Genomic DNA, 25755 nt, shown 5'->3' with positions numbered 1-25755 from the left:
GGTTGTCTTGACGGTGGGAGGCGCACCTACGAGATGAAGATCGCGACCTACAACGTGAACGGCGTCAACGGGCGGCTGCCGGTCCTGCTGGAGTGGCTTGCGGAGGCCGGGCCGGACGTCGTCTGCCTTCAAGAGCTGAAGGCGCCGCAGGAGAAGTTTCCCGCGGCCGCCATTCGCGACGCCGGGTACGAGGCCGTCTGGCTGGGCCAGAAAAGCTGGAACGGGGTCGCGATCCTGGCTCGCGGCGAGTCGCCGGCGGAGACACGCCGCGGTCTCCCGGGCGAGCCCGATTCAGGGCAGTCGCGCTACATCGAGGCGACGGTGAACGGCATCTTGATCGGCTGCCTCTACCTGCCCAACGGCAACCCGGCTCCCGGTCCCAAGTTCGACGACAAGCTGGCCTGGTTCGAGGCGTTCAACGGCTACGCCGCGAGCCTGCTCGCACGCGGTGTTCCGGTCGTCCTGGCCGGCGACTACAACGTGATGCCGACCGACCTCGACGTCTACAAGCCGGAGCGCTGGGTCGACGACGCCCTGTTCCGCCCCGAGGTGCGCGACGCGTTCCACCGGCTCGCCGCGCAGGGCTGGACGGACGCGCTGCGGACGCTGCACCCGGGCGAGCGGACCTACACCTTCTGGGACTACTTCCGCAACGCGTTCGGCCGCGACGCGGGCCTGCGCATCGATCACCTCATGCTCAGCCCGGCCGTCGCGGCCCGGCTCGTCGCCTCCGGCGTCGACCGCGGCGTTCGCGCCAAGGAGAAGACCAGCGACCACGCGCCGACCTGGATTGAACTGACCGACCCGCTCTAACGTGCCCACTTCGCGCGCCGCGACGGACCTTTCGCCGACAAGGCACGGCATCACAGCTCCGCCATTCACGGCCACACATGAGTGACCGACCACATCAGCGAGGCCGGACGACGCGTCGGCGCGGTCTCGGGAGTCACGAGTGGGTGGGTGGAAGCTTCGAGTCGCCGCGGCCGAACTCCCTCCGGACGCGAAGCAGGCCGATTACGCCTACCGGTCCAGCGTGCTGAAGTGGGACGTCGCACAGGGGCTCTGGAGGATCATGCGCGTGCATTCGTCTGGCACGGGTCAGTCTGAGTCGCAAGGTTTCCTCTGAGGGGGCCTCGTGGGGTGCCCCACATCGTGTCGCTGTCGGCGCTGGGAGCCTCGAACGGAGCGGCGATGGCTGCCCGGTCCGCTGGCGGCCTCTGGGCCTCCGACCCCAGCGTCCCCCCCTCCCGGGTTCCGTGATCGGGCTCTGCCCGTCGTCGGGGCCCTGCCCGTCGTCGGGGCGAAGGAAGCTAGCGACGGGCGTGGACGGACCGGTAGTTGCCGACGAGGTCCTTGCTCAGGCGGCCTCGGGCCTTGACCTCGATGCCTTCCTCGGTGGCCCACGCTCGGATGCGTTCCCGCTCGTCGCTGGTCAGCCCGTCCGGGTGACCAAACGCTCGCGCGTGATGGCGTTCTACAGCGCTGACATCGAATCTGAGGGTCGCCAGGCACAGGAGCGACGCCGGCTACGGGCTCGCCGGCTCCGCCTGGTCATCGCGCCGGCCGGTACTGGGACGCCACGCCCTGCGCGCGCTCCAGCGACTGCTTCCACTCCTGGGTACTCAACAGGCGCGTTGTGCGACCCGACCGGGCCGCCCCTCCCGCGCCGATGGTGAGCGCAACGCTGGCGGCCGCCGTGTCGTCGGGCGCGTCGAAGACGATCACCACGTCGTGCTCCCCGAGGGGGTGACCGGCGGCCACGACGGTGACGCCGGCAGCGTCGTAGAGGGCCCGGGTGGCCTCCAGGCGGTCCTGGGGCTCGCGAATCTGGGCCGCCAGCGACTCAGCCGTATAGGCAGCCTCGTAGATGTACAACGGCATGATCGACCTCCTCGGGAAGTCTCACTTCAGCGGGTACGAGCCAGCTCACGTTCGTGTGTCGCTGAGGCGCCCTGCCAATCACCCGTGAAGGACGGACGCGCTCCTCGGCGCGTTGACTCAGGACTTTCAGCTCCACGATCTGAACGCACCTACTAGTCAGTGGCCGAGCGCAACGTGGAGAGCGTGGGCGTCGGAGATATCCTCGAAGGAGGCCTCCAGCCCATCACGCATGCGGATCACGTGCGCGAACCGGGACCGGAACGACGTGCCGCTCTCGCGGGCGGTTCCGGCGAACCAGCCGAGCACGACGATCACATCCCCGGCCTCGAGGAATTCGTCAGGGGTCACCGTGAACTCGCTCCAGTCCCTGGGAACTGGGCCGAACACGTTGTCCACGATTGCCTGGGGTCCGACGTAGCGGCCCTGGTACGGCCCGGCCCTCTCGATCCACTCGACGTCGGGCTGCATTGCCGCAAGGACCACTGGCATCTCGCCGCTGTTGAAGGCGTCGTACGCGCCCTGAACGGTGGCAACGTTCGTGCTGTGTGTGGTCGTCACAGGGCTAGCATCCACCGCGTCGCACGACGCGAACATGACGGCAACTACGTATTGTTCTGCGCCAATGGCGACGGTGAGTACCGCATCGATCACAATGCGTCGGGGCGACGTCCGGCTGTCCTCCGACGCCATTGGACGCGCGCAGACCAAGGGGCCGTCGAGACCTACAGCCACCACTGACTTGCAAAAAGACCGGCTCGGCCACCAGTGGGGTCGCTGAGAGCTTAGGTAGCCTATCGGAATCTGTTGGGAGCCGGGCTCACTTCTGATCCGTGGACGTGGGTTCGAGTCCACGGGTCGCACTTGTAGGTCCGATAATTCGCGGGCGCAGGCCGTGCTCAGCGGAAAGCCGTTCACGCACGGCCTCAGCTCCAGGGGGTGAGCGGTCGGTCGTTCCGCTCGCCGTCGACCACGATGTCGACGCGCTCGTCGAAGAAGCAGATCATGTGGGTGACCGGGACGGCGTCGGGCAACGGGTCGGAATAGGTCCAGGCGACATCGGTCGGGACTCCCGCAGTGCCGGTGGCGGTCGTGTCGGGCGCGGCCCAATAGGACGCGATGCCCTTGTAGGCGCACGTCGTCCGGGTGCCGCTCGGGCTGAGCAGGTCGAGCCGCACGTCCTCGGGGGGCAGGTAGAACCGGACCGGCAGGCCGGTCTCGAAGAGCAGCCTCGGCCGCGAGCTCTCCGCGAGGACCGTCCCGTCGCGTTCGACGCGGACGTGGCGGTCGCTGCGCAGGACGTCGATGCGCGCCAGCGGATCGTGCGGATGGCCGATGACGGGTTGCGCCTCCTCGAACCACTCGTCGAAAGCGTCCCAGTCGAGGACAACATGGTCGGCGAGATCGGGATCCGCGAGCCGGAACGCCGCCCCTACCCGTTCCTGGTCCGAGGTCCGCACGGTGAGTACCTCGCCCCGAGCGGTGTGGTGACCGAAGCCGGCTTCCGGGGTGAGTACCTCGGTCCCCCGGTCTCCCATCCGTACCGGCCCGCCGCGGGTGTCACCATCGCCGGGGCGGCCCGGGACGAGGTCGGCGGCGACGTCGACCACCGGCACGGCGTACTGCGGAACGACGCGTTGCGGTTCCCAGAGCAGGACCGCCCGTCGGGAGTCGACGACGGTCCTCCCGCCGACCGTGGCTCGCACGTGCTTCGCGGTCGGGATGTAGCGCAGCTCGGAGAGCCCGGACTCGAACCGGGCGAGGCGTGTCGCCATGAGGGGATGCTGCTCGCGTCCAGCCCGCCCATCAACACCTTCGGGGCCCGCGCACGAAGGGTGGTGTCGGCTGCCCGCCGCCCCAGGAACCCGAGGCCGATGGTGAGCCTGCAGGCCCCAGCGCGGCCAGACCCACCCTCCTCGGTGTAGCGCCGCTTCCAGGGACCACCCTCGGCTTGGAGACCCCGACCGCCGCGCGGTCTCCGTGCCGACCCCTCAGCGGCCAACAGCACGATCCGCGCCCGCAGGGCGTGTCCGGCTCGCACCGACGACTGACTTCGTGAGTTGCTGCTGATCGATCCGAGCCGGAAGCTCGATCGCTCCGTGATCGCTGGCCCGGCCCCCCCGGGACGGGCCCGGAGCATCGAGGCCGGATACCGGAGATCAGACAGTCCCTGGGGTCAGGCCGGTGTGGCGAGGAGCTCGCCGAGGTGGCGGTCGATCTGGGGCATGTAGTCGGGGTTCACCGCGAAGAGACCGAGGTGGCCCAGAACGTCGTTGATGACCCGCAGCTCGGAGCCCTTGATGTGGGCCTGCTCGGTCACGTGGTCGCGGATCGGGAAGAACATGTCCTCGTCGATCGGTAGGACGAACGTCTTCGCGGTGATCCGCCCGAGCGCTGCGGCCAGGTCGCCTCCAGTGTGGCGGGCAACGTCACCGCGCTGCCACTTCCACATCATCGCCAGCAGGTCGTTGGGGTCCATGACCGCGAAGTAGGGCTGCAGGAAGCCGGCGAGGAAGGCGTCCATGTCCTCGAATCCGAGGCCGGTGTAGACCTTCTGCTTCCAGAACTCGGTGGAGAAGCCCATGACGCCCCAGATGCGGGCGTGGCGCTCGAGCCCAGCCGCGACCTCGGCGTTCGAGGAGTACTCGCCGCCGTGGAAGCCCGGGTCGGAGGTGATGGCCTCCCTCAACACGCGCACGTAGAGGAAGTCGTGGTCGGTGTTCTGCGCCGTGCCCGCGATCGGGGCGGCGCGTCGCACCTTGTCCGGGAAGCGCACAGCCCACTCGTAGGTCTGCTGCGCCCCCATCGAGCCGCCGGTCACCAGCTGCAGGGTCTCGATGCCGAAGTGTTCACGCAGCAGCCGTTCCTGGGCGACGACGTCGTCACCGATGCGGACCTTCGGGAAGTTCGACATCGACAGCTCGGCGTTCGCCCCCGATGCGTTGTGGGGCGAGGTCGACAGACCGTTGCCGATCTGGTCGATCACCACGATGAAGTACGTCGACGGATCGAGGGCGTGACCCTCGCCGATGTACTCGTCGCGGAAGATCTGGTGAGTTCCGGAGTACCAGGTGGACACGAAGATCGCGTTGTCCTTTGCCGGGGACAGCGTGCCGAAGGTGGCGACGGCGAGGTGGCAGTCTGGGATGGAGCCGCCCTCCTCCAGGTCGAGCCGGCCGATGCTGATCAGCTCGTACTCGCCGTGGAACTCGGGCGAGTAGTAGGGGTTGTCGATGGCGGTGCTCACGGGCTGTGGGCCTCCTCGAAGTCGTAGTGCCGGTCACTCTGTGCGGTGGGGCGGGGCGGCTCCGAACCTCAGAAGGTGATCAAGGGCTGATGACGCCGGTGTGGATGTCGGAGGTGCAGATCAGCGAAGCAGTGGTCTCCACGATCGCCTCGCCGAGGCACGCGACCCCGCGAATTGCGAAGCCTCGTCGCGGGCCGGGGTGGCGACGCCGTCGATGGCAGAGCCTTCCCGCCCGTTCGGCGATCGCGTCGCACTCGGCGCGGTAGGGGCCGACGAAGTCGAGGTCGGGCATGAAGACCCGCGGCTTGTCCGGAACGCGCGCCGTTCCGCCACCTCCCGCTGGACCTGCGCGATGCCGCCGCGGCCCGCGACGGCATCCAGGACCTCTCCGAGGTGACCCACGTGGTCTACGCGGCCGTGTTCGAGAAGCCGGGCCTGATCGCGGAAGTCACCCGACACCGGGCTGACCAAGGGCACCGGTCCGGACAGCAGCAAGGCCACCGTCGAGGTCGTCGATCAGGTTCGATCAACCCTTCGCGTAATCCGCGAAACCCTGCCAGTCGATCATGACGCACGGCTCGTCGCCGACGATCCAGGCGTCGTGTCCTGGTGGACAGTCCATGAAATCGCCGGGCCCGATGAGGGTCTCCTGTCCGTCGTCCATGCGGACCATCATCTGGCCCGAGATCACGTAGCCCATGTGGGCGGCCTGGCAGCTCTCGGTCCCCGCGATCGGCTTGACGTGTTGGGACCACTGCCACCCGGGCTGGAACGTGGCGCGCCCGACCCCGCCGGCGTCTTGGTTCACCAGCTCAAGCTTGCCCATTCCGTCCTTGAACGGGCGGACCTCTTCAGGATTGTTCAGGCTCTTCGTGACGAGACCGGCCATGGTTGCCTCCTACATCAGTGACCGTTCTGCTCGTCCCGCGGCCCGAGAGGCGGGCCGTAGACCGATCATGGAGTGAATTGATCCGAAACCAAGCTGAGCCTCTGAGGCGGAGAGACGAGCATCGCAGTCGCGTTGTGAACGCCGCTCACTGTAGGGCTCACGGCAATGTCATGGAGAGAAAGGCTCTATTCGGCCCCATGACGCCTCACCTACGTGTCCGCATCCGTGCTGGACCTGTAGCCGAACAATCACAGGCAGCTTCGGCTCCTCTGCTGGGCAGCCTGTGGTGCCAGCTCCGTCAACCCCGAGCTGCCCCTGGCGTCGACCTTGATGCTCGGCGCTTCCTCGACCACCGTGACCACGTGGTCGCGGCCTGGAGGCCCTCACCCGTGCGGAAGTCGGGGCTTGCTCGGATGCGTTTTGCCTCAGGGTCTTCGTCGTCATATCCGGCTGGGTCTCGGGCCCGTGGGGACCGCCTCATTCACACGCGTGACAGACGATTCTCCGTGCCATGCAGGCGGGCAGGCGACGCTCGTCAGTTCGCCGTCCAGCCGCCGTCGACGGTGAGCACCTGGCCGGTGACGTAACTCGAGGCACTCGAGGCCAGGAACAGCAGCGGCCCGTCGATCTCGGCGATGTCGGGCGCACGTCGCAGCAGGGTCCGTCGGCAGATCCGTTCACGCAGCCCGGGATCGGAGAGCTCACCGGTCAGGGGCGTGGGGAAGAAGCCCGGCGACAGCGCGTTGACGCGTACACCCCGCCGGCTCCACTGCTCCGCGAGGTGGCGGGTGAAGCTGATCAGTCCGCCTTTCGCGGCGTGATAGCCGGCCATGCCGCCGCCGGAGCTGATCTGACCGAAGATCGAGGCGATGTTGATCACTGATGCGTCGGGCCGGTCGAGCAGCAGGGGGCCGGCCAACCGGCACAGATCGATGGCGGCGAGCAGATCGATGGCGATGATGTCGGCGACGTCGGTGAGCGATTGCTCCTCGAGCGGTCCGTTGTCGCAGGTGCCGGCGGCGTTGACCAGCACGTCGAGGTGGCCGTGGCGGTCACGGACTGCCTCGATCAGCGAGGCGCGGAACGCCGCATCTCGCAGATCGCCGGGCACGACGAGGGGCGACCCGCTCATGCTCGCCGCTCGTTGATCCAATCGGTCGAGGTCGCGGCCCGTGAGCACGACCTCGGCGCCCGCGGCGTTCAGCGTGCCCACCATCCGCGCTCCCAGCCCCGAGGACGAGCCGGTGACGAGCGCGACGCGCCCGTCGAGGCGCGGGCCGCTGTCGGTGTCGCTCACGGCCGTGCCTCGTACACGATGTTGAACGGTGTCTCGGCCACCCGCTGGAAGCCGCCGAAGCCGGCCTGCTCGACGAGGTCGGCGACGGGCTCCTCTCCGGCCTGGTTGCCCCACGCGTCCGCCGCGCCTTCGGAAAGAGCATGGGGCACACACAGGAAGCTGGAGAGCGAGTAGTAGATCCGTCCGACCGGAGTGAGGTTGTCGGCCACCGAGGTCCCGGCGAAGGGCTCGACGATCATCCAGACGCCATCGGGTGCGAGCGCGACCCTGACACGGCGGGCTGCGGCGAGTGGATCGCCCATGTCGTGCAGGCAGTCGAACGTGGTGACCAGTCCGTAGCCGTCGCCGGGAAGATCCTGTGCCGGCGCCACCTGGTAGGTGCACCGGTCCGCCAGCCCGGCGTCATGGGTCATCCGGCGTGCGAGCTCGATCGACTCAGGATGGTTGTCGAAGCCCACGATCCTCGACGCCGGATACGTCCGGGCGAGGATCCGTGTCGAGGACCCGAGCCCGCATCCGAGGTCGGCCACGGTCGACCCGGCGGTGAGTCGGTCATCGAGGCCGGTGATGGCCGGGATCCACTCGCTCACCAGGTTCGCCACGTATCCCGGTCGGTAGAACCGCTCGCAACCGGTGAAGACGTCGGGGTGGTGCTCGCCCCAGGCGAAGCCCTTGCCGGTGCGGAAGGTGTCCTCGATGGCCGGGAGATCGGCGAAGCAGGCCAGGGCGAGCTGGAACGCACCGGCCAGCTGCAGCCCGTTCGGGTCGGCGAGAGCGAGCGCCTGCGGCCCGGTCAGCCAGAACTGGTCGGTCTCCGGCTGGTAGGAGACCAGACCACCGGCTGCCTGGCCGCGCAGCCACTCGCGGACATACCGCTCGGACAAGCTGGCGTAGGTCGCCAACTCCGCCGACGTCAGCGGACCCGCCTCGTCCAGGCCGCGGTAGAGACCGAGGCGGTCGCCGATCACGATGTTCCCGGCGGCGGCGGTCGCTCCGAGATCGTTGATGAACTGCGCGAGCAGGTCGTCCAGGCTGTGCCTGACGGTGGATGTCGTGGTCATGTCGGCTCTCCGGTCGCTGCTGAGCTGGTCGCACCCAGAGTCGGCACCGACGTTGGTGGAGCGTTGTCGAGAGGTTGTCGGTGCCGAGCGGCCCGGCGCGGTCAGCTCAGCAACTCGAGGTAGTAGTCCTGCACCGTCGGGCTGGGCAGGGTGCCGAGCTCATCGCGGAGCATGCGGCGGAGCTGCTCGTAGGAGCTGAGCGCCTCGGCCACGTTCCCGCGTGCCACCAGCGACTGCATCAGCAGCAGGTGCCCGGTCTCTCGCAGCGGCGTCGCGGCCACGAGATCGCGCGCGGCCCGTTCGGCGGCCGCCAGCTCTCCGCCACCGAGATGCACGCAGGCGGTGGTGTAGCACTCGAGGGCGCGGACGCCGGCGTCTGCGAGCCGGCGACGCCGGTTCTCCACCCACAGGCTCGTGGCGCCGGGCAGCAGTGTTCGGCGGGTGACGAAATGCGCGGTCAAGGAGGCGAACCAGGCACGCCGCCAGTTGCCGGACGCGACCGCAGACTCGGCGGTGTGCAGCGCCCCCAGGGCGCGCTCGACGTCGACCGCGGCCGGGTCCGGCAGCACCGCGGACAGTTCCCCGCGACCCTGCAGGATGTCGGCGCCGATGGCGGCGCGCAGTTTCGAGATCACGACCGTCAGCGCTCGCTCGGCCGACGGGGGTGGATCGTCGCCCCAGAGCGCGTCGATCAACACCTCGCGGGGGACCGGCTGGGGACGGCACAGGACGAGGTAGGCGAAGAGCAGACGCGCCTGGCGGCTCAGCCGGGATGACCCGATGTCTCGGCCGGACAGCTCGATGGCGAAGGTCCCGCAGAGCTGAACCCGTGTGCCGCCAGGAAAGTAGGGCACTTGCTCACCTCGGCAGCTGACGCTAGACCGACGACGATACGTGCGGTGTCGAAGGAGGCCCATGACCCGTCAGGTGCGCTGCGAGTGCGGTTACACCGCGCGCGGGCAGACCGACGACGAGGTGATCTCCATGATCCTGACCCACGTGGCGGCCGAGCACCCCGAGCTGGCCGACGACGAGTCCGCCGACGAGGTGCGCAACTGGATCGAACTCGTGCCCGACTGAGTGTGGAGGAACAGTGCTCGAGGACCCGCGACCGACCTACGGGCTCCAGGCCCGAGCGCGCCAGAAGGCGGTGAGGACGCGAGCGCCGCGGGCCGGGTCCTCGGCCATCCACCAGTGGCCCAGCCCGTCGAGCACCGCGACCTCCGCGCCGGCGCGCTCCGCCGCGCGCCGGCGGATCTCCTCGGAGCCGCCGAAGGGGTCCGCCGTGGCGACGAGCGCGAGGCCCGGGCGACTCGCCAGGGTCGACAGACCCTTCCCGAGCTCGGCCATCGCCGGCTGGGCGGCGGAGCGGTAGAGCGCGAGGATCGCCTGCTTCATCTCGTCGCCCTGCACGCCGGCGATCTGCAGGGCCTCCGGCCGGTCGATGCCGAAGGCCTGCAGCCGTTCGGCCCGCTCTGCGGGGGTCCCGGCGAACATCTCGTCGAGGCTGGCCTCACCGTCGCCGGGCGTCTGCCAGGTCTGGGCGAGGTCGTGCCACACGTAGTCCGGCTCGAAGAGGCTCAGGGCGTCGCTGGCCCAGCTGCGCACCAGCTCCGGGCGTTCCATGAGTGCGGTCCCGACGTGGCCACCGCCCCAGTCGTGGCCCAGGACGTCGACGGGCCGGTCGAAGCGCTCGAGCTCGCTGATCAGCCAGTCCCGGTAGGCCGTGACGGTCGCGGGGAAGCCGGCCGGCAGCGGCACGCCGAAACCGGGCGGGGAGAGCCGGACGACGTCGTCGACGCCCGCGCGGGCCAGCTCGGCGACGAGCGGGTCCCAGATCGCCGCGCTCTCCGGATTGCCGTGCACCAGTGCCACCGTCATGGCGCCGCATCCTGCTCCGGTCGCGTGGGCGCGGCCACGCGGGGGAGCGGCACGCTAGTCGAGGGCGCCCGTGCGCTCGACGAGCTGCTTGATGGCGGCGAGCGTCTCGTCGACGCCACCCTGGACGGACTCGTCGCCGGACGGGACGCGCTCGGAGTGGATGTGGACCTCGACCTCGCTGCGATCGTCGCCGACCGCCCGGACGTCGAGGTAGCCGTGGTACCGACTCTCGCCCTCGGCGCCCCAGGCGATGTGGCGGGAGTCGTCGGTGACCTCGAACCACGCCTTCCCCTCGACCTGCGATCCGTCGGGGAGTGCGGCGGTGGTGTGCACCTCGTTGCCCTCGCCCGGCTCGGCCGAGGTCATGCGCGCGAAGTACTTCGGGAGGTTGTGGACGTCCGAGAGGAAGGCGAAGAGGACGTCGTCGGCAGCGTCGACGGTGGTGGTGCCCTGGAAGTCGGCCATGGCCGCGGGTATCCCGCCGTCGGCCAGCTCACCGGCCGACGAGCAGGTTTCTCGCTCCGGCACGGCCCCACGGTGGCGAGCGCGACGGCAGGCCTCCGCGCGCCGGATCTCGATCGCGGCCTCCTGCCGGCGCTCGCCGCCTGTCAGGCCTCCGTAACGGACTTGCGGGGGATGTCCGGCGCGGCGGCGCCCGCGAGGGTGGGCATGTGCAGGGCGAAGGTCACGACGGTGTCCGCGAGATCGTGCAGCCGGTCCCGGACGTCCCGGTCGACGAGCTCGCCCGACGAGAAGTGCGTGTTGTTGGCGTACACGGCTCCGGGCACGGCCCACGCCCGGAAGAATCCGACGAGCGGCTTGAGCTCGTGCTCGAGCGCCAGGAAGTGGTGGTCGGTGCCCCCGGTGGCCACCAGGCCCACCGGCTTGCCGGCCAGCGCGTCGTTGGGGAGCAGGTCGAAGAGGTTCTTCAGCCGACCGGTGTACCCGCCGCGGTACATCGGGGTGCCGACGAGGAGCGCATCGGCGGCGACCACGTCGTCGATCGCCCTCCGGCTGGCCCCGGTGTAGTCCGCCGGGTCGCGCCCGTCGCTGAACACCAGTTCCTGCTCGCGCAGGTCCAGCAGGTCGGTGTGCACATCGTCGTGCTCGGCGCCCCGCGCGAGCGCGACCGAGAGCGCCAGCACCGTCTTCGAGGGTGACGAGGGGCTGCCCGAGATCGCCAACAGCTTCATCGCGTGGACGCAGTCCTCTCGGCTCGGGGATCGACCGTCGATCATCCCCGGAGGATCGCCGCCGGGCACGACGGCGGTCCCGGGTCACGATCGCGGTGCCGGGCCGTCCCGCGTCCGCCCGCCGGGGCCATACTTGCCCCATGAGCTCCCCGAGGGACGAGCTCGTCGCCGAGGTCGTCGTCGCCCTCACTGACACCTTGAGCGACGGGTTCGACGTCGCCGACCTGCTGTACACGCTCACGACGGCGTGCGTCGAACTGCTCGACGTCGACGCCGCCGGGGTGCTGCTGGTCGACGAGCAGGGCCGGCTGGTCCCCGTCGCCGCCACCCACGGCGGCAGCCAGAACCTCGAGAACCTGCAGATCCTGGTCAAGGAAGGCCCCTGCCTCGACGCCGTGCGCGTGAGCGGAACGGTGCACTCCGCGGACCTGGATGACGACGTGGAGCGCTGGCCCGCGTTCGCCCGTCAGGCACGTGCCGAGGGCTTCCGCGCCGCCCACGCCGAGCCGGTGGCGCTCCACGCCGAGGTCCTCGGTGGCCTCAACCTGTTCCGTCGCGAGCCCGGGCCCCTCTCGTCCACCGATCAGCGGATCGCCCACTTCCTGGGCACGGCCGCGGCCATCGGCATCCTGCACCGCCGGGCCCAGGTGAACGCCGAGACCGTCAATCAGCAGCTGGAGCACGCGCTGACGAGTCGGGTGGTCATCGAGCAGGCCAAGGGTTTCCTCGCCGCGCGCCACGCCCTCGACCTGGGCACGGCCTTCACGCGGCTCCGTGGCCACGCCCGCAGTCGGCGCCGGCCGCTGACGGAGGTCGCCCGTGCCGTCCTCGACCGCTCGCTCGACCTCGGCTGAGAGCGAGGGGCGCACGGCTACGGTGCGGGCAGTGTCCGGAGCAGCCGGACCGAGTCGGGGTGGGTGTCGATGAGCGCTCGCTTCGAGGAGCTCGACTGGCGGACGACGTCGATGGGTGAGCTCGTGCTGCGTCGGCGGCGGCTACCCGCGTCGGACGTCGACATCTTCGAGGTCAAGCTCGGCGACGACTTCCTGATGTCGAGCATGTTCACGGCCGCCGAGGTGGAGATGGCTCGTCTCGCCCTGGCGGAGGTGTCGGGGACCGACCTCGACGTGGTGGTGGGTGGACTCGGGCTGGGCTACACGGCGCAGACGGTGCTCGCGGACCCGAGGGTGGGCCGCCTGGTCGTGGTCGACGCCCTCGCCGAGGTGATCGAGTGGCACCGGCGGGACCTGGTGCCCGCCGCCGCGTCGTTGATCTCCGACGAGCGGTGCACGCTGGTGCACGGCGACTTCTTCGGGATGCTCCGCTCGCCGTCGGGGTTCGACGCGTCCGCTCCCGACCGGCTCTTCCACGCGATCGTGGTGGACATCGACCACTCGCCGAGGCACGTCCTCGATCCCGCGCACACCGAGTTCTACGGCCCGGACGGGATGGCCCGCGTGGCCGCTCGGCTGCGGCCCGGTGGGGTGTTCGCACTCTGGTCCAACGACCCGCCCGACGACGAGTTCACCGCGCTGCTGGCCGACGCCTTCGCGAGCGCCGAGGCGCACGTCGTCCGCTTCCCCAACCCGCTGCAGGACCGCGAGGCGGCCCACACCGTCTACGTGGCGACCGCCACCGACGCCGCCGCTCGGCCCTGACGGGCGGGCTCGCGACACTGTCTCTGCGTCGCGACTCCCCTACGTGCGGTGGCTCGGCCGGTCAGCGGCTGGTGACCATGCCGGACCTTGCGCCAACCTCGTGGAATCCGACAAGGACGTCGGTGCCCAGGGCGGGGAGCCGGACATGCGCGCAGACGCTCGGCCCCTGCCCCCGCGAGGCCGTCTCCTCGGGCTGGCGGCCTGCCTGCTCCTGGTGCTCGCCGGCTGCTCGGCGACCGGATCGGCGGCACCCACCGCGGCCGCCGCGGCGACGCCGCCGGCCGGGTCGGGCGTGGTGAAGACGATCGATCCCGCCGCCCTCACCTCCATGGTCGAGGCGACCGCCGCAGAGCTGATGATCCCCGGCGCCGTGGTGGAGGTCCGCACCCCCCAGGGCGCGTTCACGGCCGCCGTCGGGACGACGCAGCGGGGTGCGCAGGTGGCGCCCACGGGCGGCACCCACGTCCGCATCGCCTCGATCACCAAGACGATGACCTCCGCGGTGACGCTGCTGCTCGCACAGGAGGGGAAGCTGCGGCTCACCGATCCCGTGTCCCTGTACGTCCCGGGGGTGCCGAACGGCGAGAACATCACGGTCGCCCAGCTGCTGACGATGCGCAGCGGCCTGTACGGCTACACGAACGACCCCGGCTTCGCCGACACCCTGAACGCCGACCCGGCGAAGATCTGGACGCCGCAGGAGGTGCTGGACATCGCCTTCCGGCACCCCCCGTTGTTCCCGCCCGGCGCCGACTACGACTACAGCAACACCAACTACGCCCTCCTCGGCCTCATCGTCGAGAGGGTCGACGGCAGGCCGCTGAAGCAGGCGTTCCAGGACCGCCTGTACGGCCCGCAGGGTCTGGCGGGGACCAGCCTCCCGGCGAGCACGGACACCTCGCTCCCCGAACCCTTCTCCCGTGGCTACCTGTACGGCGGCGTCGAGTACGCCCTCGTGGAGACGCCCTACCCGCCCGAGATGGTGGCCGCGGCTCGGGCGGGCACCCTGGCGCCCGTCGACTACACCCACCAGAACTCGTCCTACGCCACGGCGGCCGGCGGAGCCATCTCGACCGCCGACGACCTCGCGACCTGGATGCAGGCGCTGGTCGGCGGCCGCGTGTTCGGCGCCGACCTGCAACGGCAGTGGCTGGAGAGCCCGCAGCCCTCCGACCCGTCGCGGCCGGGTGCGACGCAGTACGGGCTGGGCATCGAGCGGCAGATCCTCGCGCCGAACGTCCCGCTCTACTTCCACTTCGGCGAGATGCCGGGCTACAACGGCTTCGCCGGCTACGACCCGGTCAACCGGGTGACGATCGTGATCTGGAGCAACCTGACCGTGGATCTCGACGGCCGGCAGACGGCGAACGTGCTGCTGACGAGGGTGGCCGGCCAGGTCTACGAGCTGCCGGCGGGGTGATGCTCGGCGAGCTGACCGCCGTCAGGCGACGTCCCGGACGAACACGACGCCGTCGATCGAGCGCAGGTGCGCCGGGTCCAGCGGGGCGTAGCCGAACCAGGGCGAGACGCGGGGCACGGCGCCGCCCGGGAGCTGTCGGGGGTCGACGAGGACGCGGCTCTCCGGCAGCGCGGACAGGAGCCCCTCGAGGGTGTCCGGCGGCGGGTCGTCGACGCCCTGGTGCCGGATCGTGCCGAGCGCCGTGGCCAGGAAGGCGTAGTCCGCGCCGAGGCGGGCGCTGACGAGCGCGCCGGCGCTCCACCACGCGACGGACAGGTCGCCCATCCGCATCGAGCTCTTCTCCCGCTGCAGGTGAGCGTTGTGGGCGAAGACCAGCGTCGGGCCCCGCTCGGCGGCGGCGAGGACGTTGTCGGCCATCATCTGGTCCCGCACGCCGAGCAGCCGCGGCATCCGGCTGGCCGAGGTGTCGGCCATCGAGTGGTGGTAGCGCAGCAGTCCGACGGCGGTGCGGGCGTGCAGGCGGGCCCGCTCCCACTCGTCCCGGGAGGTCGCCGCGAGCAGGTGCGGCGTCTGCTCGTCGAGCAGCGACACGAGATCGTCGGCGATGAGCCGCAGCTCCCGGGCGTCGGTGGACCGTCCGACGGACTCGGCCGGCTCCCACATCACGGCGGGATTCGTCCACCGGTCGTCGACGCCGAGCAGGTCGTCGAGCGTCGCCGGAGGACACGGGAGCAGGCCCTCGTCCCCGTGCTCGGCGAGGTAGCCGCGGACCGCGGTGAGGGCCTGCCGGGGGCTCGCCGCCCCGCTGATCTCCAGTGGCCCGTCGACCCCCGCGAAACGGAGCTGGTCGGAGGCGGGCCGACCGTCGTTGTGGGCCCGCATCCAGCGGACGAGCTCCCGGTTCGCCGCGGACGCGCCGAAGCCGTGGCTGAACCCGTGCTCCATGACGTCGTCGAGGTCGCCCGCCCCCGAGGTGACGTGGTCGTCGACGAGCAGGCCCTTCAGGCAGTCGCTCTCGATCGCGATGGTCCGGTAGCCCTCCTGCTCGACGAGCTGCCGGAACAGCGCGTTGCGCAGGTCGAGGAGTGCGTCCTCGCCATGGGTCGGCTCGCCCAGGGCGAGCACCCGCGGCCGACCGGGGAGCAGCCCCATGACGGCCCGGGCGTCGACGGGTCGGGCGGTGTCGGTGATGTCAGCAGTCACCTCCTCGACGCTATCGTTGAACGGTCCATGGAAACTTCGACGCGACATCGGCAGGACAGTGGACCGAAAGCCTCAAAGCGGCGGCAAGCTCCGGCCGGTGGACCTGGCGCGCCGGCACGGCCTGTCCACGCAGGCCGTCCGGAACTACGAGGACGCCGGCAGCCTCCCGCCCGCCGCTCGCACGGCGCACGGCTACCGGGTCTACACCCCGGTGCACGCGGCAGCCCTGCGCGCGTTCCTCGCCCTCGTTCCCGGCCACGGCCACCAGGCGGCGACGTCGATCATGCGGGCGGTCAACGAGGGGGCGACCGAGGAGGCATTCCGCCTGGTCGACGAGGGCCACGCCCAGCTCCTCGACGACCGCCGGACCCTCCGGGCCGTGGAACGGGCCCTGCGCGACCTGGCACCCGACGCGACGCCCGAGCCCGGCGGCACGTTCATCGGACCGCTGGCGCACAAGATCGGGCTGCGGCCCGCCACACTCCGCGCGTGGGAGCGGGCCGGGCTCGTCGTCCCGCGCCGTGATCCGCGGACCGGCTACCGCGTCTACGACGACGCCGACGTCCGGGACGTCCGGATGGCCCACCAGCTCCGCCGGGGCGGCTACCTGCTGGAGCAGATCGCTCCGCTGATCGCGCAGGTCCGGGCGGCCGGCGGGCTCGAGCCGCTGGAGGCCGCCCTGGGCGACTGGCACGCACGGCTCGCCGCCCGGGGCCGGGCGATGTTGAGCGGGGCCGCCGAGCTGGAGGCCTACCTCCGCGAGCGCGAGCGTCGATGATCATCTGGGGGTCGCCCGGCCCGGTAGTCTGCGGGTGCCGTGCGCACGCACCCCCATGGCCGACACCGCGGCTGAGAGTGGACACCATGACCACCACGGACAGCACGCGCCTGCTCCTCGATCTGGAGCCCGCCGTCACCGAGAACCTCGACCGGCACCTCGGGATGGCGAAGGACTGGATGCCGCACGAGTACGTGCCCTGGAGCCTCGGCCGTGACTTCGCCGACCTCGGGGGAGAGGCCTGGAATCCCGAGCAGTCGGCCCTCTCGCCGATCGCGCGGACGGCGCTCGAGGTCAACCTCCTGACCGAGGACAACCTGCCCAGCTACCACCGCGAGATCGAGCGGGCGTTCGGACGGGACGGCGCCTGGGGGACCTGGGTGCACCGGTGGACCGCGGAGGAGGGTCGCCACGCCTTCTGCATCCGCGACTACCTCCTCGTGACCCGCGGCGTCGATCCCGACGAGCTCGAGCAGGCCCGGATGCAGGTGATGCAGACGGGCTACGACTCGGAGGAGAAGCCGATCCTCAACGTGCTCGCGTACGTCTCCTTCCAGGAGCTCGCGACGCGCGTCTCGCACCGCAACACCGGCAAGTTCGCCGGGGACCCGATCGCGGAGAAGCTGCTCACGCGGGTGTCCACCGACGAGAACCTGCACATGGTCTTCTACCGGAACCTCACGAAGGCGGCCCTCGACTTCGCGCCGAACGCCACGATGCGCGCGATCACCGACGAGGTCGTCCACTTCGCGATGCCGGGCGCGATCATCCCGGGCTTCACCCGCAAGGCCGTGCAGATCGCCCAGGCCGGCATCTACGACCTGCGCGTGCACCACGACGAGGTGGTCTGGCCGCTGCTGCGCCACTGGAAGGTGTTCGAGCTCGAGGGTCTCGACGCCGAGGGCGAGAAGGCCCGGACGGAGCTCTCCGCGTTCCTCACCCGGATCGACGCCCAGGCCACCCGGTTCGAGGAGCAGCGGGCGAGGACGCGGGAGCGCCTCGCCGCCAAGTCGGGCTGACGAACAGGAGGAGCCACGCATGACGTACGTGATCGTCGGAGCCGGCCTGGCCGGTGCCCGGGCGGCGGAGGCCCTCCGAGACGGCGGGTACGAGGGGCGGGTGGTGCTGCTCGGCGCCGAGCAGCACCGGCCCTACGAGCGCCCCCCACTCTCGAAGGAGTACCTCCAGGGATCGTCGGAGCGCGACGAGGTCTTCGTGCACCCGGCCGACTGGTACCGGGAGCACGACGTCGACCTGCGCCTCGGCGCGACCGTCACCGGGATCGACCGCGACGCCTCCGAGGTCGTCCTCGACGACGGCGGCCGCGTGGGCTACGACGCCCTGCTGCTCGCCACCGGGTCGTCGCCACGGCACCTGCGGGTGCCGGGCGCCGAGCTGGAGGACGTGCACTACCTCCGCTACCTCGACGACAGCGACCGCCTCAAGATCCTGCTGCAGCGGGCGGGGCGGATCGCCGTGATCGGCGGGGGCTGGATCGGCCTCGAGGTGACCGCGGCGGCGCGGATCGCCGGCGTGGAGGTGGCGGTGCTCGAGGCCGCCGACGCGCCCCTGCTGGGCGTGCTGGGCCCGGAGATCGCCGAGGTATTCGCCGGCCTGCACCGCGAGCACGGCGTCGATCTGCGCACCGGCGTGCAGGTCACCGAGATCGTGGGCAAGGACGGCGCCGTCGTGGGCGTCCGCCTGGGCGACGGCTCGCTCGTCGAGGCGGACGCGGTCGTCGTCGGCATCGGCGCGGCCCCGAACACCGGGCTCGCCGAGGGCGCGGGTCTGCAGGTGGACGACGGCGTCCGGGTGGACGAGCACCTGCGCAGCAGCGATCCCCACATCTACGCGGCCGGGGACATCGCGAGCATCCACCACCCGGCCCTCGGTCGGCAGATCCGTGTCGAGCACTGGGCGACCGCCCAGAACAGCGGGCCGGTCGCCGCGGCGGCGATGATCGACGAGAACGCCGCGGGCTGGGACCGGCTGCCCTACTTCTTCACCGACCAGTACGACCTCGGCATGGAGTACACGGGCCACGTCGACGCGGGCGACGAGGACGTCGAGGTGGTCGTCCGCGGCGACCTCGCCGGCCGCGAGTTCATCGCGTTCTGGCTCCGCGACGGTCGGCTGCTCGCGGGCATGAACGTCAACATCTGGGACGTCACCGACGACATCGAGCGGCTCATCCGTGCCGGCACGACGCTCGACACCGCCCGGCTCGCCGACCCCGGGGTCCCGCTGTCCGACCTGTGATCGACGGCGGGGTGCTCGTCCGGCTATGAATGGAGGAATGAGTACGGAGCTGTGGCCGGCCCTCCGGGTCGCCGACTGGGCGGACACCCGCGACACGCTGCACATGTGGACCCAGATCGTCGGGAAGATCCGCATGGCCTCGGAGCCGATGATCAACCACTGGTGGCAGGTCCCGCTGTACGTCTCGGCGCGCGGCCTGACGACGTCGTCGATGCCCTACGCCCACGGCGCGTTCGACATGGAGTTCGACTTCGTCGAGCACCGGCTGGACCTGCGGGCGAGCACCGGTGGGCAGCGCTCCGTGCCGCTGACGAGCAGGCCCGTCGCCGACTTCTACGCCGAGACGATGGCCGCGCTGGGCGAGCTGGGCGTGGACGTCACGATCCGCACCACGCCCACGGAGGTGGTGCGGGCGATCCCGTTCGAGAAGGACGACGAGCACACCACCTACGAGCCGGCGCACGCGCGGGCGTTCTGGGGCCAGCTGGTCAACGCGCAGCGGGTGCTCACCGAGTTCCGGTCGCGCTTCATCGGCAAGGTCAGCCCGGTCCACTTCTTCTGGGGCGGGCTGGACATGGCGTGCACGCGGTTCTCGGGCCGCACCGCACCGCCGCACCCCGGCGGCGCCCCGAACTGCGCGGACTGGGTCATGGTCGAGGGCTACTCGCACGAGCTCAGCAGCGCCGGCTTCTGGCCGGGCTACGGCGAGGAGGGGGCGTTCTACGCCTACGCGTACCCGGAGCCGCCCGGGTTCCGCGAGCACCCCGTCGCCCCGGCCGAGGCGGCCTGGGTCGACGCGGCCCAGCAGTTCCTGCTGCCCTACGAGGCGGTGCGCCGGGCGGCCGACCCGGACCGGTACCTGCTCGAGTTCCTGCAGAGCACCTACGAGGCCGCCGCCGACAACGCGCAGTGGGACCGCGGCGCCCTCGAGGCCGACCCCGCCTCGCGCGCCCGGTCGTGACGACGGTCCGGGGCTACGCCGCGGCCGACCTGCCGCGCCTCGTCGAGCTCTCGCTCGAGGCGTGGGCGCCGGTGTTCGCCTCGGTCGAGCAGCAGCTCGCGGGCTCCGGGGTCTTCGAGGCCCAGCACCCGGACTGGCGCGCCGGCCAGCAGGAGGCGGTCGAGAGCGCCTGCGCCACCCTGCACGTCCGGGTCGCCGAGGTCGACGACGACGTGGCCGGCTTCGTCGCGGTCGGTCGCCGTGAGGACGAGCCGATCGGGGAAATCCACATGGCGGCGGTCGACCCGCGGTACCAGGGGCGAGGGATCGGGCGGCGGCTGACCGAGGTCGCTCTCGAGTGGATCGGCGAGCAGGGGTTCGCGACGGCGATGGTGGAGACCGCGGGCGACCCGGGACACGCGCCGGCCCGTCGGCTCTACGAGAGCGCGGGGTTCACGCCGTTCCCGATCGTCCGGTACTTCAGGACCGTCGAGCGGACCTAGTCGCACTCGTCGGCAGGGATGTAGCCCTGCTCGCATCCCCACTCGGTCTGGAGGTCGCCGGAGCTCGGGGCGCGGCCGCCGGCGCGGCCGGGGTCGAGGTAGCCCTGGTACTCCGAGCACGACGGGTTGAACTCGCCCGCCGAGACCGCGCGCTGACCACACCCCGCGCCCGAGCTCCGGGCACCGGAGCGGGACGAGGTGGCCGGCGTCTCGTCCTCGTCCGACGTCCGCGACCTGGTGGTCGCGGGGGCGGCTTTCGAAGAGGTCGGAGCCGTGGTGACCGGCTCCGCCGGGACGACCGCTTCCGGTGCCACGGGCGTGACCGCGGCGGCGGGCGCCACCGGGGACGCCACGAGCGCGACGGTCGGCGTGGCGGACGTCAGCACCACCACCGCCGCGGTGAGGATCCCGAGCACCGTGCTGGCGAGTGCCAGCCGCACGGCGTTGATCGAGCTGTGGTCCCGAGCGTGGCGCCCCGACTGCGTCATGCCCGGGCATCGCTCCGACCGGTCCTGCTCGTTAGCCCGCGTGCGAGCCATCACTCGTCGGCGTGACCCAGCCTCGCTCGGGTCAGCACCACCACTTGCGGGCGCAGTAGCCGCCGGTCAGGGCCCCGTCGGGGAGGTTGCCGTCGTCGTCGACATCCACGTCGACGTCGTACTCGGTGGTGGAGGGCGCGGATTCGGGCTCCGAGCAGTCGCGACCGCCGTGGTCCCGCTCGCGCAGGTCGGCGAGCCGCGCGTCGGAGGCGTCGCTGTCGCCCCGGGCGGCGCCGGTGTGGGTCTGGACGACCATGGTCTCGCCGAAGTCGCTGCCGTAGCCGGTCGAGACGTAGCGCAGCAGGCGGCCGGAGCGGTCGCGGTCGACGCCGGGCTCCTGCTCGAGGACCACGGATTCGCCGTCGAGGGCGATCTCGGCGGACTGCTTCGCCTGGGTGCCGCCGTAGGTGCCGATCTCGCAGGAGTCGATCCCGAGCACGCGCACCCGCTGCCCGCCGGCGATCTCGAAGGTGTCCCCGTCGATCACCCGGGTGACGGCGACCCCGGCGGGCGCGGCCGACGTGGTGGGCGCCGCCACGGGTGCGACGTACGGGGACGAGCTGGCAGGCGCCGCGACCGGGGCCGGCGTCGTCGTCGTCGTCTCCTTGTCGCTGCACGAGCCGACGATCGCGAGGAACGCGACGACGCCGATGGCCCAGCCCTTCTTCGACACCGGAATGTCCCCCCGACTGAAGAACCGCACGAGCGTGGATGGGACGGAACTGCGGCGGCCGCTTCCGCGTTGTCGCAGGCGTTCCCGGCCGGGTCCGTCGACGGTGTTCTCGTCCGAAGGGCCGGAATTGTTACGCCGCCACCCGCTCGTGGGATCGGGGAGATCGGTGGGAGGCTGCGCAAATGCCGTTCACCGTCGCGCTGCCGGTGCAGGACCGCCGGGTCGCCCACGACTTCTACCGCCGGGTGCTCGACCTCGAGACCGTCGGCAGCGAGATCGCGGACGACGGCCTGCCCTAGCCGCTCCAGTTCGCCCTCGGCCCCGACGTGACGCTCATGCTGATCCCCCGCGACGGCTTCGGCTTCGTCAGCGCGGACCACGAGGTGGCGCCGGACGGCGTGAGCGAGTGCCTCCTCGCCCTCGGCGTGGCGACGCCCGCCGAGGTCGACGTCGTCACCGAGCGCGTGCGGTCGGCCGGCACCACCGTGAAGGTCGAGCCGGGCGACCCGGGGTGGGGGTACCAGAGCACGTTCACCGACCCCGACGGTCACCTCTGGATGGCGCGGGTCGTCTGAGCCGGGCCGTGGAGACGCAACGCACCGTCGTCCACCTTGCCGAGCTCACGCACCCGTTGCGATCCTCGGGTGGCGCTCCCCGATCATCGGGAGCGACCTGGACGAGGGGCGCCGTACCCAGACCGCGACAAGACGGCGACCGTAGCGAGGCTCGTCGTGGCATGGATCGTTCTCGTCGTCTCCGGTGTGCTCGAGGCCGTGTGGGCCACGGCGCTGGGCAGGTCGGAGGGCTTCTCCCGGCTCGGACCGTCGATCACGTTCGGCGTGGCGATCCTGCTCAGCATGGTCGGCCTGGCCTACGCGATGCGCAGCCTGCCGGTGGGCACGTCGTACGCGGTGTGGGTCGGGATCGGCGCGGTGCTCACCGTCGCCTACGCCATGGCCACGGGCGATGAGTCGATCTCCGCGCTGAAGATCGTCTTCCTGGTGGCGATCGTCGGGGGTGTGGTCGGGCTGAAGCTGGTCCACTGACGGGCGGTCCACCGGCGCACGGTCAGGCGCTGCGCAGCTGCCAGTCCGCGCGGTCGGCGACGTCGGAACGGTCGTCGTCGTTGCTCGCCAGCCAGGCGAGGTCGACGCCGGCGAGACCCTGCTCGGTGACGACGCGGCGGAAGTCGCGGTACTGCCGGCGGCCCGCGCCGTCGGCGCCCTCGACCGCGTCGACGGCCCGCACGAGGAGCCAGAGCGCGACGAAGCGCAGCTCCCAGGCGAGGGCGAGGCCCATCGCCACGACCCCCAGCACCACGAGCACCATCATCGCTGCCCTCTCATCGATCCCGCGTGACGGCTGGTGATCGATCGGAAGGCGAAGTTCGTTACGCAGCGCGTCCGGCGCGGGTCGGGGGCGGGGCACACGACGCCCCCGGACCGACCGGTGACCGGTCCGGGGCCGCGCGGCGTGTGCGGGGAACTACTGGTGCTTCTTCTGGTCCGCGTCCTTCTTCTCGGCCTCTGCGCGGGCCTTCTGCGCCTCCGCCTCCTTCTCCCGGGCGGTGTCCTCGGCGTCGGCCTTCTTCTGCTGCTCCTTGCCCTCGCGGGCCCAGTCGTCCTGGCCCGTGACGGCGCCGACGGCTTCCTTGGCGCGGCCCTTGAGGTCCTCGGCGGACGTGTCCTCGGCCATGCGGTGCCTCCTGGATGAACGGTGCACGGTCGTCGCCGGGCCTACCCGATCATCACGTCGCCGCACACACGGAGCGGCTGAGACGGCTGCACCGATCGGGTGTACGTCGACGACCGGACGGGCGTCCGGAACGACCGCTCGTCCCTTCCCGACCAGCGGTCGGCGGACGGGTCCTCAGGCGCTCTCAGCTCCGGCGGCCGCGACGTGACCGCCCCCTAACGTCGCGCCGTCGATCCCCGGCGACGAGCAGGAGGTGGCGGCGTGGCGACCGATGTCGCGGACAGCACGGCAGCGGCGAGCGCGGAGACGGTGACGACCGAGCTCGCCGTCACCGGCATGACCTGCGGGACGTGCGCCGCACGCATCCAGCGCAAGCTCGGACGGCTGCCGGGCGTCGAGGCCAGCGTCAACTACGCCACGGGCCGCGCCCGCGTCACCCACCCCCCGGAGCAGGACACCGACGAGCTCGTCGCGGCCGTCCGGACCCTCGGCTTCGGCGCGACGGCGGCGCAGCCGCTGGTACCCGCCGGCGGTGGTGTCCCCGCGCCGCGGACCGCTCCCGAGAGCGCGCCGCGCCCCACGTCGTCGCCCACGACGGCGACGAAGGCCGAGGAGGCGCCGGACCCCGAGCTCTCCGAGCTGCGCCACCGTGCCCTCGTCTGCCTCGCGCTGACGCTGCCGGTGATGGCGGTCGCGATGAACCCCGACTGGCAGTTCCGGTACTGGCAGTGGTTCTGCCTGGTGCTCACCGCGCCCGTCGTGATCTGGGGCGGGTACCGCTTCCACAAGGCCGCGGCCCGACACCTGCGCCACCTCTCGGCGACGATGGACACGCTCGTCTCGGTGGGCACGCTCGCCGCGTTCGGCTGGTCGCTGTGGACCCTCTTCTTCGGTGGCGCGGGACTCGGCGGAATGCGCCACGCCCTCTACCTCATCCCGCGGCCCGACCAGTTCGACGGCTCGCGGACGGTCTACCTCGAGGCCGCGGCCGCCATCACCACCGCGGCGCTGCTCGGGCGCTGGATCGAGCTCCGCGGACGACGCCGTGCGCTTGGGGTGTCGTCGTCGCTCATGGCGCCGCCCGCCACCGAGGCCCGGGTGGTCGTCGGTGACCGCGAACTGCCGGTGCCGGTCGCCGGCGTGCAGCCCGGTGACCGCATCGCGGTCGGCGCCGGCGAGCCCTTCCCGCTGGACGGTCGCGTGGTGGAGGGACGGTCGACCGTCGACGCGGGCGCCATGACCGGCGAGTCCGCGCCCGTCGACGTCGAGCCCGGCACCGAGGTCCTCGCCGGCACCCGCAACGAGACCGCCCGCCTCGTCGTCGAGACCACCCGGGCCGCCGGGGACACGCAGTGGGCCCGGATGGCGCGTCGTGTCGAGGAGGCGCAGGCCGGCAAGACCGCGATCCAGCGGCTCGCCGACCGCATCTCCGCGTGGTTCGTGCCGGTCGTGATCCTGGTCGCGATCAACACCCTGCTCTTCTGGGGCGTCTCGGGCGCCGGCTGGGGCTTCGCGGTCGCGGCCGGCATGGCCGTGCTCGTCGTGGCCTGCCCCTGCGCGCTCGGCCTCGCCACCCCGACCGCCCTCGCCGTCGCCACCGGCCGCGGTGCCCAGCTCGGCATCCTGCTGCGGGGGCCCGAGGTCCTCGAGTCGACGCGACGGGTCGACACGATCGTGCTGGACAAGACCGGCACCGTCACCACGGGCCGGATGACCCTGCAGACGCTGCGCACGACGGACGGCGTCGGCCGTGACGAGGTGCTCGCCCGCGCCGGTGCCCTCGAGGCGCGCCTCGAGCACCCCGTCGCCCGGGCGATCGCGGCGGCGGCCCGGGACGAGGTCGCGTCCATATCCGCCGAGGTCACCGACGTCGCGCCGCTCGACGGGCTCGGCGTCGTCGGGACCGTCGACGGCGTGCGGGTGCTCGCCGGCCGCCACCGCCTGTTCGTCGAGCGCGGTGTGGACGTCCCGGCCGACCTGCAGCGCGCGCTCGACGACGCCGCCGCCCGGGGCGCGACGACGGTGCTGGTCGCCTGGGACGACGAGAGCGGCGTCCTGCGGGCCCGCGCGGTGCTCGCGGTCGCGGACGGGGTGCGCGAGGGCTCGAAGGAAGCCGTCGCCCAGATGCGGGCGAGCGGCCTGCGTCCGGTGCTGCTCACCGGCGACAACCCCGCCGCGGCCCGCGCGGTCGCCGCGGAGGTGGGCATCGACGCGGCCGACGTCGTCGCCGAGGTCCTGCCGACCGAGAAGGCCGACGAGGTCCGTCGTCTCCAGGAGGGCGGCGCGACCGTCGCGATGGTCGGCGACGGCGTCAACGACGCCGCGGCCCTGGCGCAGGCCGACCTCGGCGTGGCGATGGGGACCGGCACCGCCATGGCCATCGAGGCCGGCGACGTCACCCTCGTCCGCGACGACCTGCGTGCCGTGCCCGTCGCCCTGCGCCTGGCCCGCCGCACGCTCTCCACGATCCGCGGCAACCTGTTCTGGGCCTTCGCCTACAACGTCGCGGCGCTCCCGCTGGCCGTCGCCGGGCTGCTGAACCCGATGATCGCCGGCGTGACGATGGCGCTGTCGAGCGTCTTCGTCGTCGGCAACAGCCTGCGGCTGCGGCGCTTCACACCCTGACGGCGTTTCCGTCCGC

Annotated in this window: 31 protein-coding genes and 1 riboswitch; of the genes, 13 read left to right on the top strand and 18 right to left on the bottom strand. The window is 71.5% G+C overall.

All coding sequences use genetic code 11. From position 1 onward, the window contains the following. Window positions 1-33: 33 nt before the first annotated feature. Window positions 34-813: an exodeoxyribonuclease III gene (gene xth, locus PH191_RS11265; protein ID WP_274194651.1), complete on the top strand. Its 780-nt coding sequence runs from the start codon at window positions 34-36 to the stop codon at window positions 811-813. A gap of 497 nt (window positions 814-1310) precedes the next feature. Here the strand turns inward: xth and PH191_RS11260 are convergent, their stop codons facing one another. From PH191_RS11260 to PH191_RS11215, 10 genes are all read right to left on the bottom strand, one after another. Next, window positions 1311-1412 (bottom strand): Lsr2 family DNA-binding protein, encoded by a 102-nt coding sequence (locus tag PH191_RS11260; protein ID WP_420791793.1) that lies wholly within the window; start codon window positions 1410-1412, stop codon window positions 1311-1313. Between the two features lie 139 nt (window positions 1413-1551). Next, a complete protein-coding gene (locus tag PH191_RS11255) occupies window positions 1552-1881 on the bottom strand; it encodes a GYD domain-containing protein (protein ID WP_274194650.1) in 330 nt (109 codons plus the stop codon). Between the two features lie 156 nt (window positions 1882-2037). After that, complete coding sequence (locus PH191_RS11250) at window positions 2038-2439, bottom strand: nuclear transport factor 2 family protein (protein ID WP_274194649.1); 402 nt, start codon at window positions 2437-2439, stop codon at window positions 2038-2040. A 365-nt stretch (window positions 2440-2804) separates the two neighbouring features. Next, the gene (locus PH191_RS11245) at window positions 2805-3653 is read right to left on the bottom strand and encodes a DUF427 domain-containing protein (protein WP_274194648.1); all 849 of its coding nucleotides are present in this window, start codon (window positions 3651-3653) and stop codon (window positions 2805-2807) included. Between the two features lie 401 nt (window positions 3654-4054). Beyond that, window positions 4055-5125, bottom strand: a complete 1071-nt coding sequence (locus PH191_RS11240; RefSeq protein ID WP_274194647.1) for an alpha/beta fold hydrolase — start codon at window positions 5123-5125, stop codon at window positions 4055-4057. Between the two features lie 79 nt (window positions 5126-5204). Next, a complete protein-coding gene (locus PH191_RS11235) occupies window positions 5205-5417 on the bottom strand; it encodes a hypothetical protein (RefSeq protein ID WP_274194646.1) in 213 nt (70 codons plus the stop codon). A gap of 234 nt (window positions 5418-5651) precedes the next feature. Then, window positions 5652-6014, bottom strand: a complete 363-nt coding sequence (locus tag PH191_RS11230) for a cupin domain-containing protein (protein ID WP_274194645.1) — start codon at window positions 6012-6014, stop codon at window positions 5652-5654. Window positions 6015-6549: 535 nt separating this feature from the next. Next, window positions 6550-7311: an SDR family NAD(P)-dependent oxidoreductase gene (locus PH191_RS11225; RefSeq protein ID WP_274194644.1), complete on the bottom strand. Its 762-nt coding sequence runs from the start codon at window positions 7309-7311 to the stop codon at window positions 6550-6552. Then, window positions 7308-8372, bottom strand: a complete 1065-nt coding sequence (locus PH191_RS11220; protein WP_274194643.1) for a class I SAM-dependent methyltransferase — start codon at window positions 8370-8372, stop codon at window positions 7308-7310. The genes PH191_RS11225 and PH191_RS11220 overlap by 4 nt, the downstream gene beginning before the upstream one ends. 101 nt (window positions 8373-8473) lie before the next feature. Next, the gene (locus PH191_RS11215) at window positions 8474-9226 is read right to left on the bottom strand and encodes an AfsR/SARP family transcriptional regulator (protein WP_274194642.1); all 753 of its coding nucleotides are present in this window, start codon (window positions 9224-9226) and stop codon (window positions 8474-8476) included. A gap of 61 nt (window positions 9227-9287) precedes the next feature. On the opposite strand from PH191_RS11215, the gene PH191_RS11210 reads away from it, so the two are divergent. Beyond that, window positions 9288-9452 (top strand): DUF1059 domain-containing protein, encoded by a 165-nt coding sequence (locus PH191_RS11210; protein WP_274194641.1) that lies wholly within the window; start codon window positions 9288-9290, stop codon window positions 9450-9452. Between the two features lie 36 nt (window positions 9453-9488). Here the strand turns inward: PH191_RS11210 and PH191_RS11205 are convergent, their stop codons facing one another. The 3 genes from PH191_RS11205 to PH191_RS11195 form a co-directional block, all read right to left on the bottom strand. Further along, entirely contained in the window at window positions 9489-10253 is a 765-nt protein-coding gene (locus tag PH191_RS11205; RefSeq protein ID WP_274194640.1) for an alpha/beta fold hydrolase, read from the bottom strand. A 54-nt stretch (window positions 10254-10307) separates the two neighbouring features. After that, on the bottom strand, window positions 10308-10781 hold the full coding sequence (locus PH191_RS11200; RefSeq protein WP_274194639.1) for an SRPBCC family protein: 474 nt from the start codon (window positions 10779-10781) through the stop codon (window positions 10308-10310). An 80-nt stretch (window positions 10782-10861) separates the two neighbouring features. Next, on the bottom strand, window positions 10862-11446 hold the full coding sequence (locus PH191_RS11195; RefSeq protein WP_274194638.1) for an NADPH-dependent FMN reductase: 585 nt from the start codon (window positions 11444-11446) through the stop codon (window positions 10862-10864). A gap of 140 nt (window positions 11447-11586) precedes the next feature. Here PH191_RS11195 and PH191_RS11190 point away from each other — a divergent pair, with 140 nt between their 5' ends. The 3 genes from PH191_RS11190 (at window position 11587) to PH191_RS11180 (ending at window position 14524) form a co-directional block, all read left to right on the top strand. Then, window positions 11587-12300, top strand: a complete 714-nt coding sequence (locus tag PH191_RS11190) for a GAF and ANTAR domain-containing protein (protein WP_274194637.1) — start codon at window positions 11587-11589, stop codon at window positions 12298-12300. Between the two features lie 69 nt (window positions 12301-12369). Next, window positions 12370-13104, top strand: a complete 735-nt coding sequence (locus PH191_RS11185; RefSeq protein WP_274194636.1) for a spermidine synthase family protein — start codon at window positions 12370-12372, stop codon at window positions 13102-13104. Window positions 13105-13249: 145 nt separating this feature from the next. Further along, window positions 13250-14524: a serine hydrolase domain-containing protein gene (locus tag PH191_RS11180; protein ID WP_274194635.1), complete on the top strand. Its 1275-nt coding sequence runs from the start codon at window positions 13250-13252 to the stop codon at window positions 14522-14524. A gap of 21 nt (window positions 14525-14545) precedes the next feature. On the opposite strand, the gene PH191_RS11175 is transcribed toward PH191_RS11180, so the two are convergent. Next, window positions 14546-15727 carry an erythromycin esterase family protein gene (locus PH191_RS11175; protein WP_274194634.1) on the bottom strand — a complete coding sequence of 394 codons (1182 nt, stop codon included), beginning with the start codon at window positions 15725-15727 and terminating at the stop codon, window positions 14546-14548. A 97-nt stretch (window positions 15728-15824) separates the two neighbouring features. Here PH191_RS11175 and PH191_RS11170 point away from each other — a divergent pair, with 97 nt between their 5' ends. The 5 genes from PH191_RS11170 (at window position 15825) to PH191_RS11150 (ending at window position 20207) form a co-directional block, all read left to right on the top strand. Beyond that, a complete protein-coding gene (locus PH191_RS11170) occupies window positions 15825-16505 on the top strand; it encodes a TioE family transcriptional regulator (protein ID WP_420791779.1) in 681 nt (226 codons plus the stop codon). 86 nt (window positions 16506-16591) lie between these two features. After that, on the top strand, window positions 16592-17524 hold the full coding sequence (locus tag PH191_RS11165; RefSeq protein WP_274194632.1) for an acyl-ACP desaturase: 933 nt from the start codon (window positions 16592-16594) through the stop codon (window positions 17522-17524). A 19-nt stretch (window positions 17525-17543) separates the two neighbouring features. Further along, window positions 17544-18764, top strand: coding sequence for an NAD(P)/FAD-dependent oxidoreductase (locus PH191_RS11160; RefSeq protein ID WP_274194631.1), 1221 nt, complete (start codon window positions 17544-17546; stop codon window positions 18762-18764). Window positions 18765-18801: 37 nt separating this feature from the next. Further along, on the top strand, window positions 18802-19725 hold the full coding sequence (locus tag PH191_RS11155; RefSeq protein ID WP_274194630.1) for a DUF5996 family protein: 924 nt from the start codon (window positions 18802-18804) through the stop codon (window positions 19723-19725). Further along, complete coding sequence (locus PH191_RS11150) at window positions 19722-20207, top strand: GNAT family N-acetyltransferase (protein WP_274194629.1); 486 nt, start codon at window positions 19722-19724, stop codon at window positions 20205-20207. Before PH191_RS11155 ends, PH191_RS11150 begins: the two co-directional genes overlap by 4 nt. On the opposite strand, the gene PH191_RS11145 is transcribed toward PH191_RS11150, so the two are convergent. Next, window positions 20204-20695 carry a hypothetical protein gene (locus tag PH191_RS11145; RefSeq protein ID WP_274194628.1) on the bottom strand — a complete coding sequence of 164 codons (492 nt, stop codon included), beginning with the start codon at window positions 20693-20695 and terminating at the stop codon, window positions 20204-20206. The two genes, PH191_RS11150 and PH191_RS11145, sit on opposite strands and share 4 nt — an antisense overlap. Window positions 20696-20777: 82 nt before the next feature. Then, window positions 20778-21419, bottom strand: a complete 642-nt coding sequence (locus tag PH191_RS11140) for a thermonuclease family protein (protein ID WP_274194627.1) — start codon at window positions 21417-21419, stop codon at window positions 20778-20780. Between the two features lie 335 nt (window positions 21420-21754). On the opposite strand from PH191_RS11140, the gene PH191_RS11135 reads away from it, so the two are divergent. After that, entirely contained in the window at window positions 21755-21994 is a 240-nt protein-coding gene (locus PH191_RS11135) for a VOC family protein (protein WP_274194626.1), read from the top strand. A 69-nt stretch (window positions 21995-22063) separates the two neighbouring features. Beyond that, a riboswitch (guanidine-III (ykkC-III) riboswitch) is annotated at window positions 22064-22137 on the top strand. 13 nt (window positions 22138-22150) lie between these two features. Beyond that, window positions 22151-22465 carry a DMT family transporter gene (locus tag PH191_RS11130; protein ID WP_274194625.1) on the top strand — a complete coding sequence of 105 codons (315 nt, stop codon included), beginning with the start codon at window positions 22151-22153 and terminating at the stop codon, window positions 22463-22465. Between the two features lie 22 nt (window positions 22466-22487). Here the strand turns inward: PH191_RS11130 and PH191_RS11125 are convergent, their stop codons facing one another. Both PH191_RS11125 and PH191_RS11120 read right to left on the bottom strand, forming a co-directional pair. Further along, a complete protein-coding gene (locus PH191_RS11125) occupies window positions 22488-22751 on the bottom strand; it encodes a hypothetical protein (protein WP_274194624.1) in 264 nt (87 codons plus the stop codon). Between the two features lie 153 nt (window positions 22752-22904). Beyond that, window positions 22905-23114, bottom strand: a complete 210-nt coding sequence (locus PH191_RS11120; protein WP_274194623.1) for a CsbD family protein — start codon at window positions 23112-23114, stop codon at window positions 22905-22907. 261 nt (window positions 23115-23375) lie between these two features. On the opposite strand from PH191_RS11120, the gene PH191_RS11115 reads away from it, so the two are divergent. After that, a complete protein-coding gene (locus PH191_RS11115; RefSeq protein WP_274194622.1) occupies window positions 23376-25739 on the top strand; it encodes a heavy metal translocating P-type ATPase in 2364 nt (787 codons plus the stop codon). Window positions 25740-25755: the final 16 nt, after the last annotated feature.

Source organism: Actinomycetospora callitridis (assembly GCF_028737265.1).
GTDB classification, from domain to species: domain Bacteria; phylum Actinomycetota; class Actinomycetes; order Mycobacteriales; family Pseudonocardiaceae; genus Actinomycetospora; species Actinomycetospora callitridis.
The sequence above is the reverse complement of the archived record's forward strand: the minus strand, read 5'-3'. Positions and strand labels throughout refer to the sequence as shown.